This is a genomic window from Aeromonas sp. R2-3 (genome assembly GCF_040908375.1).
In the GTDB taxonomy this organism is placed as follows: domain Bacteria; phylum Pseudomonadota; class Gammaproteobacteria; order Enterobacterales; family Aeromonadaceae; genus Aeromonas; species Aeromonas veronii.
The window spans coordinates 222,280-238,864 of record NZ_JBFODP010000032.1; the positions used below are offsets into that span (position 1 = coordinate 222,280).

The window sequence follows — 16,585 nt, forward strand, 5'->3', positions numbered from 1 at the left end:
GGAGTATGAAATGCCGAAGATGAAAACCAACCGGGGTGCTGCAAAGCGCTTCAAAAAGACTGGCTCGGGTCGCTTCAAGTGCAAGCACAACCACCTGCGTCACATCCTGACCAAGAAGAGCAGCAAGCGTAAGCGTCAGCTGGGACCGAAATTCATGGTTTCTGCTGCCGACCACAAACGTGTTGTCGCTTGTCTGCCGTACGCATAAGGGGGGATGTGAAAAATGCCAAGAGTTAAACGTGGTGTGACTGCTCGAGCTCGTCACAAGAAAGTAATGAAAGCCGCCAAAGGTTACTACGGCGCCCGTTCCCGTGTTTACCGCGTAGCGGTACAAGCGGTAACCAAAGCGGGTCAGTATGCCTACCGTGACCGTCGCCAGAAAAAGCGTCAGTTCCGTCAGCTGTGGATTGCGCGTATCAACGCTGCAGCCCGTCAGAACGGTCTGTCCTACAGCCGTCTGATCAACGGTCTGAAGAAGGCTTCTATCGAGATCGATCGCAAGATCCTGTCCGATATCGCCGTTCACGACAAAATGGCTTTCACCGCCCTGGTTGAAAAAGCTAAAGCAGCTCTGGTTTAATCCAGTTCTGTTATAAACGCTAAAAGGAGGCTCAGGCCTCCTTTTTTGTATCTGTCATTTGCGGTTTTACATTACTTTTCCCTTTGTCCTATCCATATTCTGTCCACTATTTTACACGCGCTACAGTTTTCTCCACACAAGGCGATATGTGCGAGATGACCTGTTCTACAAATTCTTCATATGCCAACAAACTAGATGTTTTTTCTAATATTTCAGGAATAGCGGTGAACCGATGAGACTCGCTTGATATAACAAAATGATTTGTAGGGAGAAAAGCCCACCTTAGCTATGGTCAGCGAAGGGGCTTTTTTTGTATTATTCCCCTCTTGACCTTATTTAGCCTAAAGGCTCCTGTACCGGGAGTGGTGACGAGGAAGACATGCAACAGCTTGAAGAAGTAGTCGGCCAAGCCAGAGCCGAAATTGAGGGCGTGAGCGATATCGCGACCCTCGACGAAATCCGGGTCAAATATCTGGGTAAAAAGGGCTTTTTTACCGAGCAGATGAAGGGCCTGGGTGCCTTGTCTGCCGAAGAGCGTCCCGCCGCGGGCGCCGTGATCAACCAGGCTAAACAGCAGGTTCAGGATGCGCTGAACGAGCGTCGTGAAGCGCTCGAAGTCGCCGTGCTGAACCAGAAGCTGGCTGCCGAGACCATCGATGTCAGCCTGCCGGGCCGCCGCATCGAGAATGGCGGTCTGCACCCGGTAACCCGCACCATCGAGCGCATCGAGCGCCTGTTTGGTGAGATGGGCTTCAAGGTGGCCCGTGGTCCCGAGATTGAAGATGGCTTCCACAACTTCGATGCGCTGAACATTCCGGCTCATCACCCGGCGCGTACCGATCACGATACCTTCTACTTCAATCCTGATCTGATGCTGCGTACCCACACTTCCGGTGTGCAGATCCGCACCATGGAGCATCAGCAGCCGCCGATCCGCATCATTGCACCGGGCCGCGTCTATCGTAACGACTACGACATGACCCACACCCCGATGTTCCATCAGGTTGAAGGCCTGCTGGTTGACGAGCATGCCAGCTTTACCGAGCTGAAGGGCATTCTGCACGACTTCCTGCGCAACTACTTCGAGGAAGACCTGACCATTCGCTTCCGTCCTTCCTATTTCCCGTTCACCGAGCCGAGCGCTGAAGTGGACGTGATGGGCAAGAACGGCAAGTGGCTGGAAGTGCTGGGCTGCGGCATGGTTCACCCGAACGTACTGCGTTCGGTCGGCATCGATCCGGAAAAATACTCGGGCTTTGCCTTCGGCATGGGCGTTGAGCGCCTGACCATGCTGCGTTACGGGGTCAACGACCTGCGTGCCTTCTTCGAAAACGACCTGCGCTTCCTCAAGCAGTTCAAGTAAGGGCGAGAGAACATGAAATTCAGTAAATCCTGGGTGATGGAGTGGGTCCGCACCGAGTTGAGTGACAATGCACTGGCCGAGCAGATCACCATGGCCGGTCTGGAAGTGGATGCCGTGGAAGCGGTGGCTGGCCAGTTCAACAATGTGGTTGTGGGTGAAGTGGTCGAGTGCGCCCAGCATCCGGATGCCGACAAACTGCGTGTGACCAAGGTCAACGTGGGCGAAGCCGAGCTGCTGGACATCGTCTGCGGCGCACCAAACTGCCGCCAAGGCCTGAAAGTGTGTGTGGCCAAAGTAGGGGCGACCCTGCCGGGTGATTTCACCATCAAGAAAGCCAAGCTGCGCGGTCAGCCGTCTCACGGCATGCTCTGCTCTTTCAGCGAGCTGGGTATCGATGTTGAAGCCGATGGCATCATTGAGCTGCCAGCCGATGCCCCCATCGGTACCGATATTCGCGACTACCTCAATCTGAACGACGTCTCCATCGATGTGGATCTGACTCCGAACCGTGCCGATTGCCTCGGTATCGCCGGTCTGGCCCGCGAAATCGGCGTGCTCAACAGCGTGGACGTGGTCGAGCCGACCTGGGCACCAGCTGTTGCCACCATTGATGCAACTTTCCCGATCCGGGTTGAAGCACCAGCTGATTGCCCCCGTTATCTGGGGCGCGTCATCAAGGGGCTGAACCTGCAGGCCCAGAGCCCGCTCTGGATGCAAGAGAAGCTGCGTCGGGGCGGCATTCGCTCCATCGACGCCATCGTCGACATCACCAACTACCTGCTGCTGGAATACGGTCAGCCGATGCACGCCTTCGATCTAGCTACCCTGGAAGGGGAACTGGTGGTACGTCGCGCCCACGCTGACGAGCCGATGACCCTGCTCGACGGCAACGAAGTGAAGCTCAAAGAGACCACCCTGGTGATTGCCGATGCCAAAGGTCCTGCCTGCATGGCCGGTATCTTCGGTGGCAACCGCACCGGTGTATCCGAGACCACTACCGACATCCTGCTGGAGTGCGCCTTCTTTGCGCCGCTCTCCATCACTGGCCGTGCTCGTGCTTACGGTCTGCACACCGACTCCTCCCACCGCTTCGAGCGCGGGGTGGATCCCGAGCTGCAAGCCAAGGTGATGGACCGTGCAACTCGCCTGCTGCTGGACATCTGCGGCGGCGAAGCGGGTCCGGTCATCGAGGTCAAATCCGATGCCCATCTGCCGAAAGCGGCACCCATCAAGCTGTGTCGCAGCAAGCTCGACAAGGTGATCGGTATCAGCGTGGCGGATGCTCAGGTGGTCGAGATCCTGACTCGCCTTGGCATGCAGGTTACTGTGGATGCTGACGGTTGGACTGCGCTGGCACCCTCCTGGCGTTTCGATATCGCCATCGAGGAAGACCTCATCGAGGAAGTGGCTCGCATCTACGGCTACAACAACATCCCGAACCTGAAACCCGCTGCCTCCTTGGCGATGGTGGAGCAGGCAGAAGGGCAGGTGACCCTGAAGCGCGTGCGCGACCTGCTGGTTGACCGCGGTTTCCAGGAAGCGATCACCTACAGCTTCGTCGATCCCAAGACCCAGCAAACCCTATTCCCGCAGAGCGATGCCATCGTACTGCCGAACCCGATCTCGGTCGAGATGTCCGCCATGCGTGTCTCTCTGTTCCCGGGTCTGGTGCAGGCCGTCGTTTACAACCAGAATCGTCAGCAGCCGCGTGTGCGTCTGTTCGAGCAGGGTCTGCGTTTCATCAAGGATGAAAGCGCCGAGAACGGTATCCGTCAGGAGCCGATGCTGGCCGGTATCATCACTGGCAACCAGAGCGACGAGCACTGGGACATCAAAACCCGCGCCGCCGACTTCTTTGATTTGAAAGGGGATCTGGAAGCGGTGCTGGATTTGACCGCCGAAGGGGCCACCTTTACCTTCGAGCGCACCGAGCACAGCGCCCTGCACCCGGGCCAGAGCGCAGCCATCCTGCGTAATGGCGAGATCATCGGCCACATCGGCGTGATCCACCCGAGCCTCGAGAAGAAGCTGGGCCTCAAGAGCCGCGCGGTGATGTTTGAGCTGGAGCTGGACAAGCTGACCCCGGCCAAGGTGCCTGTGGCAGCCGAAGTTTCCAAGTTCCCGGCGAACCGTCGCGACATCGCCGTCGTGGTCGATCGTCAGGTTCTGGCAGGTGATGTGCTTGCGGTAATTAAAAAAGTTGGCGGAAATCAGGTAGTTGGAATAAACTTGTTTGACGTATACCAGGGTGCTGGTATGGCAGAGGACAAGAAGAGCCTGGCCATCAGTCTTGTATTGCAAGACACCCAGCGCACCCTGGAGGAGAAAGAGATTGCCGAGACCGTAGACAATGTCGTGCGGGCCCTTGGTGAAGAGTTGAATGCATCCTTGAGGGATTGATCTATGGCGCTTACCAAAGCCGACATTGCAGAGCACCTGTTCACCCAGCTCGGGATGAGCAAGCGTGAAGCCAAAGATATGGTGGAAGCCTTCTTTGAGGAAATCCGACAGGCGCTTGAGCGTGGTGAACAAGTCAAGATTTCAGGCTTCGGTAACTTTGACCTTCGTGAGAAGAATCAGCGTCCCGGACGCAACCCCAAGACGGGCGAGGATATTCCTATCAGCGCCCGCCGTGTGGTGACCTTCCGGCCTGGCCAGAAGCTCAAGGCCAGGGTAGAAAATGTTGAACCCAACGAGTGATAAAAAGCCAGGCAGATGCCTGGCTTTTGTTTTCAGATGACCAAATTCCCCGTTTTTCTTCTGGGTGCCGTACTGGCACTGCCGTTGCACGCCAAGCCTTTGCAGACCACAGTGCTGCCGTTGGCGCCGGCGACCCAAGCCTATGTGAATTCACTGAGCCAGCTTTCGCTCTGCTATCCTGCGACGCTTCCTCCACCATACCTGATGGCTGAGGGAGGACTGCTCAAGGATCGCCTCGCCCGGTTGCAGGCGCTGTTCCCGATTCCGCTGGTGCTCAAAGAGTTGCCCGATTGGCAGACATTGCGCAACGGGCTCGCAGAGGGGGAATGCGACATCATTCCCTATGTCGGAACCCGCAAGAAGGCCGTGGAGGGCATGCGGTTAAGCCGTCCGATGATGGAGACCGATGCCGCCATCCTCTACAAGGGTGAAAATCTCAAACAGGCCCGCTTTCTGGTCTACTCGGTGGCAGACTCTGCCCGCCTGCTGCACGAGCTCTATCCCCAGGCACGCATTATTTCCCTAAAAAGCGGAGAGAAGGTCTACGACGCGCTGCAGAGTGGCAAGGGTGATGCCTATCTGGGGGACTATCTGCAACTGCGCTATCTGATGCGCGAGTTTCCTGCCGATGGTTTGCGCCTGCGCCGCCTGTTTGGTGAGGATCGGATCATCAGCTATCGCCTGATGATGCGTGATCAGCCTGAGTTGGCCAATCTGGTGGACACCCTGATCCGTCATATGCCCGCCGGTACTATCTATACCGATCTGGCCCGTTATCTCGATCAGGGGTCGCTCTACGTCAATCAACCCCACTTCAGCGATACCGAGCAGGCTTGGTTATCCGGCCGCGGTCGCACCATTCGCCTGGTGGTCAATCCCGAGTTGATGCCCTATAGCGGCGTCAATGATCTCGGGGAGGCGAAAGGGTGGAGCGCGGATGTGCTGCGCTGGGTCACCCAGGAGACCGGCCTGAAATACAAGCTGGTGCCTGCCGCCAGCAAGGCGGAGGCCGTAGAAAAGCTGCGCCGTGGTGAGGCGGACATGATGGCCGGCTTGCCGGAATCCCCGGCATTGACGGATCAGTTCATTTTCAGTCGGACGATCTCCACCAACCGGTTTGCTTTGATCAGCAAGCGCAAACTGGCTGCCGATCGCATCACCCAACTCAAGCGGCAGCGTATTCTGGTGCCGGAATCCCTCTACGATCCCTCCTTGCTCGCCCTGCTCGGTGATCAGGAGTGGCTTCGCACCGACGGCCTCGAGCAGGGGCTTGCCGCGATCAAACAGGGCAAGGCTGACGCCATGCTGAGCGAGCTATATCAGCTGCAATATCCCCAGCGTACCAACTTGCTGGAAGGGCTCGATATCGAGGAGCTGGAAGATCGCTTCAGCCTTGGCTTTGCCATCAACAAGAGTCAGACCGAGCTGGCCGGGGTGATGGATCGCAACCTGATGGCACTGACCAGCACCCAGATTGACGAACTTAACCAGCGCTGGCGCCGCTTGCTCGTCGTGCAGCAGCCCGGCGTGAGCTACGCCGCCTGGTTTGGCTCCATTGCCATGGCACTGCTGATCAGCGGCATTGTCATCGGCGGGATCTGGCGTTCCCGCCAGCAACTGGCACGGGAAGTGGCCCAGCGTCACGCCGCCGAGAAGGCGCTGGCCATCGAGAGCGAGCTGCGGGAAACCATGTTTCAGGCGTTGCCGGTGCCCGTCTATCTGCGCAACAGCCAGGGCAAGGTGATCAAATCCAATAAACAGGGGCGACGTCTGGCCCTGCGTTATTCGCAGCAGTTGATGTTGCCGCCGGTGCAGCCTCAGAAGAGTGAAGGGGAGCTGGTGCTGGGGGATCAGGTCTTCGCCTATGCCCAGCATCCGCTGCGGCTGGACAAGCAGGCACCTGCCACCGATCTTATCGCCCTGTCGGATATCAGTGTGCTGCGTGAGCAGGCCCGTTTTCTGCGTCAGGCAGAGCGCCGCCTGCGTGCCCTGACCAATACCGTTCCTGGTGTGGTGCTGCAGTTTATGTTCGAGCGGGGACGGGTAGGGGGGATCGAGTTTATCAGCCGGGGCTGTTACGAGCTGCTGGGGCTGGCGAGTCAGCAGATCCGTCGTGAGCCCAAACGGGTGCTCATTATGCTGGAGCGCGAGGATCGTCGTCGGGTAAGCCGTGAGATGTTCGCCATGTTGCAGGCTGGCAAACCCTTCGCGTTCACCATGCGCTATTACCATCCGACCAAGGGTCTGCGCTGGTTGCAGCTCTATGGCCGTGGCCGCAGTCAACCGCAGGGGTGGCGAATTTATGCGGTGATGCAGGATGCCACTGCCCGGGTCGAGCAGGATCAAGCATTGCAGCACTCCCATGAGCAGGCGCAACAGGCAGTTCTGGCCAAGGGGCGCTTTTTGGCCGCCATCAGCCACGAGATCCGCACGCCGATGAACGCCATGCTCGGCTTGCTGGAGTGGCTGGCCAGCACCCCTTTGTCCAGAGAGCAAGACTCTGCGCTGGCGCGGGTGCGTCAGGCGGGGGATGAGCTGCTCGGCCTGCTCAACGATGTGCTCGACTTTAGCCGCAACGAAAACAGCAAACTCTCCCTCTCGCCCCAGCCCACCGATTTTGCCGAGCTGTGTGAGCACGTGGCGGCGGTGCACTGGACCAAGGCGCGGGCCAAGGGATTGCAACTGCGCCTTAAGTTGGATCCGGCTCTGCCAGCCCTGCAGACTCTCGACCCTCACCGGGTACGGCAAGTGCTCCACAACCTGCTCTCCAATGCCATCAAGTTCAGCCTGCGTGGGGAAGTGGTGCTGTGGGCCGAGGTGGTCGCATCGACCTTGCGCTTTGGTGTGGATGATCAGGGACCGGGGATCACCGCCAAGATGCGCACCACGCTCTTTATGCCGTTCGAGCAGTTTGCCGTTGAAGGGCAGCTGCGGGCGCCGGGCACCGGTCTTGGTCTGGCGATCTGCAAGCAGCTGGTCGAGCAGATGGGGGGGCTTATCGATGTGGAGGGGCGCGTCGGTGGCGGTAGCCGCTTCTATTGCGAGTTGCCCCTGAAGCGGGTGCAGCAGGAGCCGGACTGGCAGCCCAATGTGCGGCAGCTGGCACTCTCTTTACCCCACGATGAGGCGCAAGCGCTCTCGCCCTGGCTTAGTCGATTGGGGATCGCCACCGTCAGCAACGCCGTTGATACGCTGCAAGCGGAGGTGGACGAGAAGGGGCTCTACTATTGGGCCTGGCAAGGGGAGTCCTGGGTGCCCGGGACCATCATCACTCTGTTGCAGCCACGGTTGACCCCGGATCAACCGGTGGCCGGCACCCAGCCCGGGCTCGGCATGCGGGTACTGCTGGTTGAAGATCACGATGTCAATCGCGAGCTGATCAGCCTGCAACTGGGCCAACTTGGTGCCAGCGTTATCACTGCCGCCAACGGGCAGCTGGCGCTGGAGATGCTGGCGCAGCAGGAGGTGGATTTTGTGCTGACCGATCTGCAGATGCCGGTGATGAACGGGGCCGAGCTGTGCAGGCAATTGCGCCAATCCGCCCGTTGGGCCCGTCTGCCGGTCTATGTGATCACCGCAGATCTCAGTGATCAGGCGGCAAGGGAGCTGCAATCCTGCGGTTGCGATGGCCATCTGGACAAGCCGGTCGCCCTCAAGGAGCTGGCGACCTTGCTGCGCCATATTGCCAAAGTTGGGAGCAATGCTGTCGTCCCGACACCGGTTGCCTCGCTGCTGACCGATGAACTGGCCGCCCTTTATCTGAAGGCTACCCGTGATGATTTGGCCGAACTTGAGCGCTGCAGCACAGAAGAAGATGAAGTTGGCGTGAATGCTGCTTTACACAAGTTGAAGGGGGCCGCCAGAATGGTAGGGGCGACTGCGTTGGTGGCGGTCATTGAAGAGTGGCAACAGGCGCCCCATCCGATGCTGCAAGCCAGATTGAACCGGGCACTGGATGAGTTCAGCCAGCAGTTTTCAAAGAGGGCTCAAGATGATCATCACTGATGAAGAATTACTGGCGTTGCTCGATTCGGAAGAGCATGAGGCGGCAGGATTTTGCCCCATTGTGCTCTATGCCCTCGACAGCACCGCCCATGAGTTGGCCAGCACCATGACATTGCCCTCCTATGTCACGCTGCACCGTACCCGACCGGATGCCTGCTGGCAGTGGGAAGGGTTGTTTGCGGCAGGTGCCATTGCCCTTTACGACCCCGCCGCTCATCAGCAGGCGGACTACTTCCCCCAGTTGCAGCAGCATGAGGGAATTTACGCTATTGGCGAGGATTGGCTGGGGGGGCTTGCCGCCAGTTACCGTAACTGGTGCAACTGGCTGGCCGCTAACAAGGTGCTGCTGCTCGAGGATCACCCGTTTCAGGGGATGCAACTGCAACAGACCATCGCCGGGTTGGGACTCTCCTGTCAGTGGGTACAGGATGAATCGGCCTGTCTTGCGGCATTGTCGGCGGGCGACATCAGCCTGCTGGTGTGCGATCTCAGCCTAGTGGAGCAAGATGCCATCAGTCTGCTGATGAACCAGCCCCAGTTGCAGGAGGCTGGGCTGCCCATCGTGCTGCTCTCGGCCCATGAGCAGACGCTGATCGACGGTGCCCGCCGCCTGCTGCACGATGCCGGTTTCAATATTCTGGCGGCGCTGGCCAAGCCGCTTGATTGCGACGAGCTGCTCAGGTTGCTGCGCCGACTCTATCTGGGCCCGCTGCGTCAACAGCGCTTGAGCGGCCAGCGCCGCTCTATTCGCCGGTGGCAGGGGGAGGTGCAGGGTCAGCTTGGGCTGCTCTCCAGTCCCGCGACACCTCATCCGGTCTGGCTGGCGGTAACGGGTTTGCCCAGCCGCTGGGAGGCGCTCAAGGATTGGCTGACGGAGCAGTCGCGCACCCCAGCCGAACTGACCCTGCTGATCCACCGTCGTGACCACCTGCTCGGCAATGCCGATCGCTTCGCGCTGGTGCTGCAAGCCAGTCTGGCGGGGAGCAAGCTGGCGCTGCTGCTCGATAACAGCCAGCATCTGCCATTCGATCTGCTGGAGCGTTTGCCGCTGCAAGCCTTGCTGCTGGGGCAGGGGATCTTGCCGGAGATGGAGTCCTTGACCGGTGACTCCCTGCTGGGACGCTTTATGGCCCGGGTTCGGGAGCTGGGGATCGCCGTCTATCTGGATGATCCTTACAACCTGCTCGACGTCGAGGTGTGGCGAGAGCGCGGTATGACGGGGCGCTGGTAAGCCATGCCGCGCTACCTCTGCTGGCCCATGCACCGGGAGCGCCTTGGCAAAGGACTGGAGGGCTGGCCCCATCCGGTTTCCCGAACTGCGCTGCCACTGGCTATGGAGGTCTCCGGGGTGCCTTGCTTGCTGCGCGAGCTGCATGGTGTGGCGCCTGCCCGCATGCTGGCCGCTTACGATGCATTGAGTGAAGAGAGCATCTATCTGCGCTTTATGCGCCCGAAACGGACACCGCCACCGGAACAGGTGGCCCAATTTCTCAATTACCACCCCGAACAACAGATTTCGCTGTTGCTGACCGATCTGGCCGGTGAGCCGCTGGCTCAGGCGCAATCAATCCGCCGTCGCCTTCATCCCGATCGGGCGGAGTTCTCCTGCATCGTGGCGGATCACTTCCAGCACAAGGGGGCGGGGCGACGGATTCTGCTGGCGCTGGCACTGCTGGCCAGGAAGGACGGGATCCGGGAGTGGACGGCGGAAGTGCTGGCCCAGAACCGGCCCATGCTGACCCTGCTCAAGCGCCTTGGCTTGCCGCTGACCCTGGTAACCGGGCGGGAGATGGTCTTTGTCAGGCTGGATCTGTCGGTACTGGATGCCTGGTTGCCCGCACCGCCAGCGGCGCCGCTTAAGACCAAGGGCGAATAGTGAGACTTTTTTCCCTGTGCTAAGGTCACATTTATTGTGCGGGGATAGACGGAGCAGCTTATGGCGCAGTCATATAAACATATCGTGATCCTGACCGGAGCGGGGATCTCTGCCGAATCCGGCATCAAGACTTTTCGTGCCTGCGACGGTTTGTGGGAAGAGCACAAGGTCGAGGACGTGGCGACCCCCGAGGGGTATGCCCGGGATCCCGAACTGGTGCTGCGCTTTTACAACTCCCGCCGCAAACAGCTGCAACAGCCCCAGGTTCACCCCAATCCGGCCCACTATGCGCTGGCCCGCCTCGAACGACTGCTGCCCGGTTCGGTGACGCTGGTCACCCAGAACATCGACAATCTGCACGAGAGCGCTGGCAGCAAGAACCTTATCCATATGCACGGCGAGCTGCTCAAGGCCCGCTGCCCCGAGTCCGGTCAGGTGATCGAATGGCGTGGCGATCTCCATCAGGACGAGCTCTGCTCCTGTTGCCAGTTCCCTCAGCCGATGCGTCCCCATGTGGTCTGGTTTGGCGAGATGCCGCTCGGGCTGGATCGCATCTATAGTGCGCTGGCCCAGTGCGATCTCTTCATCTCCATCGGCACCTCTGGCGCTGTCTATCCGGCCGCCGGGTTTGTCCATGAAGCGGGATTGAACGGGGCGCACACCATCGAGCTCAATCTCGAGCCGAGCGAGGTGGGTAGCCAGTTTGACGAAAAACGCTATGGCCCAGCCTCCCTGCTGGTGCCCGCCTATGTCGATGAGTTGCTGGAGGCGTGCGGCATTCATCAACCGAGGCAAGTCGAGGGGCACAACTGGATGGAGATGCGCGGTCCCTGAGCTAGTGTGCGACGGGACAGTTGCAATGGTTCGGTGAAATAGCCACACTGGCAACCATTTAAAAAATGGGACGCAGTTGGCGCAAATTACCATGACCGCAGTAAAGCAATGGATCGCTTTTTTTCTCCTGGTGCTGGCCAGTGCCAGTGCATCGGCCTCCATCCCCCTGATGACCCTGATACTGCCAGATGGCCAGCAGGTGAACCTCGATGAGGCGGCTCTCTCCGCCTTGCCACAGACCGAATTCACCACCACTACCCCCTGGACTCAGGGCGCCCACCACTATCGCGGGCCGACCCTGTCAGCCGTGCTTGCGGCGCAAGGGATCCCGGATGCTCGCAAGATCGCCGTCTCGGCCCTCAACGGCTATCAGCAGGTGGTGGATCTGGCCCTGTTCGACGGCGTGCCGCTGACCCTGGTGCGTCAGGAGGACGGCAAACCGCTGACCCGGCGCAACAAGGGGCCGCTCTGGCTGCTCATCCCGTTCACCACCTATCCCAAGCTGGACGTGCCAGCCATTCACAACTGCATGGTGTGGCAGGTGACCCGCATCGAGATCGTCGACTGATGGGGCTATCCCGCCAAAATCTGCTGTTGGTTGCGGTGTCGCTGCTGTTTCTGCTCTCGTCGGGCAGCAGCCTCTATCTGCAGCATCGGCAGGAGCAGCTGGTCGATACCTTCTACCGCAATGTCCACTGGAACATCAGCCAGGTGATGCTCGAATCCCAGCGTTTTCTCTACGACCTGCAGCTCTATCGGGCTGGCAGACTGTCGATGGAGACCCTGAGCCTCGATTACGATCTGCTGTGGAACCGGCTCGACATCTTCCTCATCAGCAGTGAAACCGCCGAGATGCGCCAGCGGCATGGGCTCGGCAAAGTGCTGGCCACCCTGTTCGAGCAGATCAAGCAGCTCGAACCCCAGATGGAGGCCGGTGCGCTGCGCGAGGGGGCTGAGCTTGCCCGCTTGCAGGAGGCGATCGCCAGCCAGACCCGTCTCATCGAACAGATAGGGGATCAGATCCTCTCCGGCCAGGAGCGGGAGCATTCGGTCAGCCAGATCCGCAACAGCCTGTTCTGGCTGCAGGTCTGGCAACTGATCCTGTTGCTGACTGGCGGCGCTCTGGTCGCTGCCCTCATTCGCGCCAATCTGGCGAACCGTCGGCTTGCCCTGCTCGATCCCCTGACCCAGCTTGGCAACCGCCGTGCCCTGCAGGAGCAGCTCTCTCGCGCTCTGCATGCCGATGATGTGAGCGCTTTGGTGGTGCTTGATCTCAAGCGCTTCAAGCAGGTCAATGATCTGCTGGGTTATCAGGTCGGTGATCGGTTGTTGCAGATGGTGGCCAACAAGCTGCAACAGGCTCATGGCAGTCACGCTTACCGCCTCGGTGGTGACGAATTTGCCGTGGTGCTGACCAAGGCGAATGATGCGCTGGAAACCGCCATTCATGAGCTGGTGGATCTGCTCCATTTCGAGTTCGTGACCCGAGAGTGCAGCTTCGATCTGGCCTGTCGGCTCGGGGTCGCCAAGGCGCAGCAACAGGATGCCGCTCGGTTGCTGGATCAGGCCATCCTGGCCCTTAACCAGGCCAAGCGTAGCCAGGAGGGGGCGATCAGCTGGTTTGAGCCAGCCATGCTGCAGCAGTTGCAGTTGAGTCAGCAGCAGCTTCATCAGATGCGAGAGTGGCTGGTTGGGCGCGAGCCTGCACCGCTGCGAGTGGCATTGCAGGCGCTGACGGACGGACAGGGCAACGAGATGTGGCTGTTGGCACTTGAGTGGCGTGAGCAGGGAGTGCCCTGCCACATGCGCTGGCTGCAGGAGTGCGGCGTACTGGGGCCCGTGTTGGCCCGTGTGCTGCAAGCGCACGAGGCGCAGTATGCCGATGGCCGGGCACTGCTGGTCCCGCTCGACAACCAGGCCCAGCTGACCCATCTACTGGCCTATTTGCCGGAGGCTTCCCGTACGCCGCCAGTGTTGCTGGTGCCGATGCTGCAGCCGGATGGTGTCTTGCTGGCGGGATTGCGGCAGCTGGGTTGCACTCTGGCGCTCAGAGAGATTGGCAGTACTACCTCGGCGCAGCTGGCAGCCGGCTGGCCTGTCCGCTACTGGCTGCCGCAGGGTGATGAAGATGGCGAGTTGCTGCAACCTCTGGCCCGACGATTGGGGCTGGTGCCACTGCAAGTGCTGGCAGCCAGGGAGACCCGGTCGCTGGCCTGAGGGCAAAAGCGATATTGCATCGGCAAGAGACAAAATGAAACAAGGCGACCTCGGGGTCGCCTTGTGTCATTTATTGCCCCTGAAAATCAGGGGCGAGGGGCGCAGGACTGTCTGATCACCAGGTCCGGGTCGACGGTGATCAGGTGGTTCTCCACCGCTTCGCCGTTGATGCGGGCCAGCAGGCGGGTGACGGCGAGGCGCCCCAGCTCCTCTTTGGGCTGGTTGATGGTGGTGAGCGGCGGCGACATAAATTCTGCCAGTGCCACATTGTCATAGCCAACGATGGAGATATCCCGCGGGATCACCAGCCCCGCCTGATGGGCGGCACTGATGGCCCCCATCGCCATCATGTCGTTGCAGACAAAGAGGGCTGTGGGACGCTCGGGCAATGCCAACAGACGGGTCATCGCCTGATGGCCGCTGGCGCAATCAAAGTCCCCCTCCTGGATCCAGTCAGGATTGAGTGTGAGACCTGCCTCCTGCAACGCCTGCTCAAAGCCAGCTTGGCGCTGGTTGGCGGGGGCGCGGCTGTGGGGGCCTGTGATGCAACCGATGGCGGTGTGGCCAAGCTCAATCAGATGGCGGGTCGCCAGATAACCGCCGTGGAAAGAGTTGTCGGCGATAAGATCCACATCTTCGCTGACCAGACCCCAATCCATCACCACCACCGGCAGGCTCTTGAGCCAGTCGAGCTGATTGAACACCTCTTGTTGGCCCTCGCTACACATGATCAGCAGGCCATCGACCCGCTTGCGCAGCATCATCTTGAGGTAGGAGAGAGCGGTTTCCGCCTGACCTTCGGTGTTGCCCAGCATCAGGTTGTAGCCCTGCTCGAAGCAGTAGCGCTCCACCCCGCGCACCACTTCGGCAAAGAATGGGTTGCTGGAGGTGGTGACCAGCATGCCGATACTGTTGGTCTCCTTCACCTTGAGGCTGCGGGCCACCAGACTCGGGGCGTAGTTGAGATCGCGCATGGCCGCAAAGACCCGCTCACGGGTCTCCTCGGCCACGAAACGGGTCTCGTTGATGACGTGGGAAACGGTGGTGGTCGAGACCCCCGCCAGCGCCGCCACCTCCTTGATATTGGCCATCAGTGCCCCTGTGCAGTCTGCTCAAGCAGGAAGGTGTCTACCTCCTGCTTGCTCGGGATGGAGCTCTGGGCACCGAAGCGGGTGACGGAGAGTGCCGCCGCCCCGTGGGCAAAGCGCACCGCGCTGTGGAAATCGGCTCCCGCCAGTTCCGCCGCCAGCAGGGCGCCGTTGAAGGTATCGCCCGCGGCTGTGGTATCCACCGCCTTGACCCGAAAGCCCGGGATGAGTTGTTGCTGCTGGGTGTTGCTGCAATAGACCCCCTGCGACCCCAGGGTGATCATCACGTCCGCAATACCCATCTGGTGGAAGCGGGCGGCCGCCTCGCGGGCACTCGCTTCATCGGTGACTTTCACGCCGGTCAACAGCTCGGCCTCGGTCTGGTTGGGGGTGATAAGGTCCACCAGCGCCAACAGCTCAGCGGAGAGCGGACGGGCAGGGGCGGGGTTGAGCACCACCCGGGTGCCGTGGGCGCGAGCCAGCCGTGCAGCCTCATGAACGCTTTCCAGCGGCACTTCCAGCTGCAACAGCAGGGTGTGGGCGTCGGCGATCATCGCTTCGTGGTTTTTCACCACGGCAGGGGTGATGGCACCGTTGGCTTCGGCTGAGATGCCGATGCTGTTCTCCCCCTCATCGCTCACATAGATGATGGCGATACCGGTCGGGAGCTCGGGATCGAGTTCGACGGCGCTGACGTCGATACCATCTTTGGCAAAGCCGCTCTTCATCTGATGGCCGATGGCGTCATCACCGATGCGGGCGATAAAGGAGACGGGGGCGCCGAGGCGGGCGGCGGCAACTGCCTGATTGGCCCCCTTGCCACCGGGCACCACCTGATAGCTGTGGCCGGTCAGGGTTTCACCCGGGCGAGGAAAGTGGGGAACGCGCAGCACATGGTCTGCATTGACACTGCCCAGAACGACGAGACGATTCATGTTGACTACTCCTGATGCATCTTGGCTTGAACACTGTGATGGCGTGAGCCCAAGCCGGGAGGCACCTGAACGAGAGGGAAAAGGGGAGGCGAACCTCCCCTCGAGAACTTACTTGCTGACCACTTGCAGCGGTACCGGAATGGATTTCTCGACCGGCTGACCTTTCAGCACCTTGTCGGCAGTCTCGACGCCGATGGCACCGATCAGGGCAGGCTGCTGGGCCACGGTGGCGGCCAGTTTACCCTTGGCTACGGCGGCTTTGCCATCGTCAGTGCCGTCGAAGCCAACGATCATCACCTCTTTACCGGCAGCCTGTACCGCGCGGATGGCACCCAGCGCCATCTCGTCGTTCTGGGCGAACACGGCCTGTACGGTCGGATGGGCCGCCAGCAGGTTTTCCATGACGTTCAGACCCTTGGTGCGGTCAAAGTCGGCAGGCTGGGAAGCCAGTACCTGCAGCTTGTTGGCTGCCACGGCCAGGGCAAAACCTTCGCCACGGTCACGGGCGGCGGAGGTACCGGCAATCCCTTCCAGCTGAATGACCTTGGCACCGGTACCCAGTTTTTCGGTGATAAAGTCACCGGCCAGCTTGCCGCCCGCCACGTTGTCGGAGGCAATGTGAGCCTTGACCTCACCCTGCGCGGCGCCGCGGTCCAGGGTCAGCACCGGAATGTTGGCGCGGTTGGCCAGACGGATGGCGTTGCCCACCGCTTCGGAGTCGGTCGGGTTGATCAGGATGGCGTTGACCTTGCGCACGGTGAGATCTTCCATGTTGGAGAGCTCTTTGGCCGGGTCATTCTGGGAGTCCAGCACCACCAGCTCGTAGCCAAGCTCCTTGGCTTTGGCTTCGGCACCCTCCTTCATGGTGACGAAGAAGGGGTTGTTGAGGGTGGAGACTACCATCGCCAGGGTATGGTCAGCAGCCTGGGCGGTGCCCAGCACGGACATGATGGCGGCAGCGAGCAGGGTATTGAGCTTTTTCATCAT

At 60.3% G+C, this 16,585-nt stretch carries 14 protein-coding genes; 11 read left to right on the forward strand and 3 right to left on the reverse strand.

The features are described 5' to 3' along the window. The first annotated feature begins 10 nt into the window (after positions 1–10). From rpmI to AB5Z02_RS18710, 11 genes are all read left to right on the forward strand, one after another. On the forward strand, positions 11–208 hold the full coding sequence (gene rpmI, locus AB5Z02_RS18660; protein ID WP_005336688.1) for a 50S ribosomal protein L35: 198 nt from the start codon (positions 11–13) through the stop codon (positions 206–208). A 15-nt stretch (positions 209–223) separates the two neighbouring features. Next, positions 224–580, forward strand: coding sequence for a 50S ribosomal protein L20 (gene rplT / locus AB5Z02_RS18665; RefSeq protein ID WP_005336687.1), 357 nt, complete (start codon positions 224–226; stop codon positions 578–580). Between the two features lie 379 nt (positions 581–959). Further along, entirely contained in the window at positions 960–1,943 is a 984-nt protein-coding gene (gene pheS, locus AB5Z02_RS18670) for a phenylalanine--tRNA ligase subunit alpha (RefSeq protein ID WP_005336686.1), read from the forward strand. A 12-nt stretch (positions 1,944–1,955) separates the two neighbouring features. After that, positions 1,956–4,343, forward strand: a complete 2,388-nt coding sequence (pheT, locus tag AB5Z02_RS18675; protein WP_368216655.1) for a phenylalanine--tRNA ligase subunit beta — start codon at positions 1,956–1,958, stop codon at positions 4,341–4,343. Between the two features lie 3 nt (positions 4,344–4,346). Beyond that, positions 4,347–4,643, forward strand: coding sequence for an integration host factor subunit alpha (gene ihfA, locus AB5Z02_RS18680; RefSeq protein WP_005300715.1), 297 nt, complete (start codon positions 4,347–4,349; stop codon positions 4,641–4,643). 15 nt (positions 4,644–4,658) lie between these two features. After that, entirely contained in the window at positions 4,659–8,648 is a 3,990-nt protein-coding gene (locus AB5Z02_RS18685; RefSeq protein WP_368216656.1) for a transporter substrate-binding domain-containing protein, read from the forward strand. After that, positions 8,635–9,879, forward strand: a complete 1,245-nt coding sequence (locus AB5Z02_RS18690; RefSeq protein ID WP_069527574.1) for a response regulator — start codon at positions 8,635–8,637, stop codon at positions 9,877–9,879. The genes AB5Z02_RS18685 and AB5Z02_RS18690 overlap by 14 nt, the downstream gene beginning before the upstream one ends. A 3-nt stretch (positions 9,880–9,882) precedes the next feature. Continuing rightward, positions 9,883–10,524 carry an N-acetyltransferase family protein gene (locus AB5Z02_RS18695; protein WP_368216657.1) on the forward strand — a complete coding sequence of 214 codons (642 nt, stop codon included), beginning with the start codon at positions 9,883–9,885 and terminating at the stop codon, positions 10,522–10,524. 60 nt (positions 10,525–10,584) lie between these two features. Next, complete coding sequence (cobB, locus tag AB5Z02_RS18700; protein ID WP_005336680.1) at positions 10,585–11,358, forward strand: Sir2 family NAD+-dependent deacetylase; 774 nt, start codon at positions 10,585–10,587, stop codon at positions 11,356–11,358. A 91-nt stretch (positions 11,359–11,449) separates the two neighbouring features. Next, the gene (locus AB5Z02_RS18705; protein ID WP_043820367.1) at positions 11,450–11,926 is read left to right on the forward strand and encodes a hypothetical protein; all 477 of its coding nucleotides are present in this window, start codon (positions 11,450–11,452) and stop codon (positions 11,924–11,926) included. Continuing rightward, positions 11,926–13,575 carry a diguanylate cyclase gene (locus tag AB5Z02_RS18710; protein WP_368216658.1) on the forward strand — a complete coding sequence of 550 codons (1,650 nt, stop codon included), beginning with the start codon at positions 11,926–11,928 and terminating at the stop codon, positions 13,573–13,575. Before AB5Z02_RS18705 ends, AB5Z02_RS18710 begins: the two co-directional genes overlap by 1 nt. 86 nt (positions 13,576–13,661) lie before the next feature. On the opposite strand, the gene AB5Z02_RS18715 is transcribed toward AB5Z02_RS18710, so the two are convergent. From AB5Z02_RS18715 to rbsB, 3 genes are all read right to left on the reverse strand, one after another. Then, positions 13,662–14,666, reverse strand: coding sequence for a substrate-binding domain-containing protein (locus tag AB5Z02_RS18715; protein ID WP_368216659.1), 1,005 nt, complete (start codon positions 14,664–14,666; stop codon positions 13,662–13,664). Continuing rightward, positions 14,666–15,598, reverse strand: coding sequence for a ribokinase (gene rbsK / locus AB5Z02_RS18720; protein ID WP_368216660.1), 933 nt, complete (start codon positions 15,596–15,598; stop codon positions 14,666–14,668). The genes AB5Z02_RS18715 and rbsK overlap by 1 nt, the downstream gene beginning before the upstream one ends. A 108-nt stretch (positions 15,599–15,706) precedes the next feature. Beyond that, a complete protein-coding gene (gene rbsB / locus AB5Z02_RS18725) occupies positions 15,707–16,582 on the reverse strand; it encodes a ribose ABC transporter substrate-binding protein RbsB (protein ID WP_041207819.1) in 876 nt (291 codons plus the stop codon). Positions 16,583–16,585: the final 3 nt, after the last annotated feature.

Bases quoted from the DNA above. Each gene is read 5' to 3' on its own strand.
- AB5Z02_RS18710 (WP_368216658.1), top strand. From the start codon at position 11,926: ATGGGGCTATCCCGCCAAAATCTGCTGTTGGTTGCGGTGTCGCTGCTG.
- pheS (WP_005336686.1), top strand. From the start codon at position 960: ATGCAACAGCTTGAAGAAGTAGTCGGCCAAGCCAGAGCCGAAATTGAG.
- rbsB (WP_041207819.1), bottom strand. From the start codon at position 16,582: ATGAAAAAGCTCAATACCCTGCTCGCTGCCGCCATCATGTCCGTGCTG.
- AB5Z02_RS18695 (WP_368216657.1), top strand. From the start codon at position 9,883: ATGCCGCGCTACCTCTGCTGGCCCATGCACCGGGAGCGCCTTGGCAAA.
- rpmI (WP_005336688.1), top strand. From the start codon at position 11: ATGCCGAAGATGAAAACCAACCGGGGTGCTGCAAAGCGCTTCAAAAAG.
- AB5Z02_RS18715 (WP_368216659.1), bottom strand. From the start codon at position 14,666: ATGGCCAATATCAAGGAGGTGGCGGCGCTGGCGGGGGTCTCGACCACC.
- AB5Z02_RS18705 (WP_043820367.1), top strand. From the start codon at position 11,450: ATGACCGCAGTAAAGCAATGGATCGCTTTTTTTCTCCTGGTGCTGGCC.
- ihfA (WP_005300715.1), top strand. From the start codon at position 4,347: ATGGCGCTTACCAAAGCCGACATTGCAGAGCACCTGTTCACCCAGCTC.
- AB5Z02_RS18685 (WP_368216656.1), top strand. From the start codon at position 4,659: ATGCCTGGCTTTTGTTTTCAGATGACCAAATTCCCCGTTTTTCTTCTG.
- AB5Z02_RS18690 (WP_069527574.1), top strand. From the start codon at position 8,635: ATGATCATCACTGATGAAGAATTACTGGCGTTGCTCGATTCGGAAGAG.
- cobB (WP_005336680.1), top strand. From the start codon at position 10,585: ATGGCGCAGTCATATAAACATATCGTGATCCTGACCGGAGCGGGGATC.
- rplT (WP_005336687.1), top strand. From the start codon at position 224: ATGCCAAGAGTTAAACGTGGTGTGACTGCTCGAGCTCGTCACAAGAAA.
- rbsK (WP_368216660.1), bottom strand. From the start codon at position 15,598: ATGAATCGTCTCGTCGTTCTGGGCAGTGTCAATGCAGACCATGTGCTG.
- pheT (WP_368216655.1), top strand. From the start codon at position 1,956: ATGAAATTCAGTAAATCCTGGGTGATGGAGTGGGTCCGCACCGAGTTG.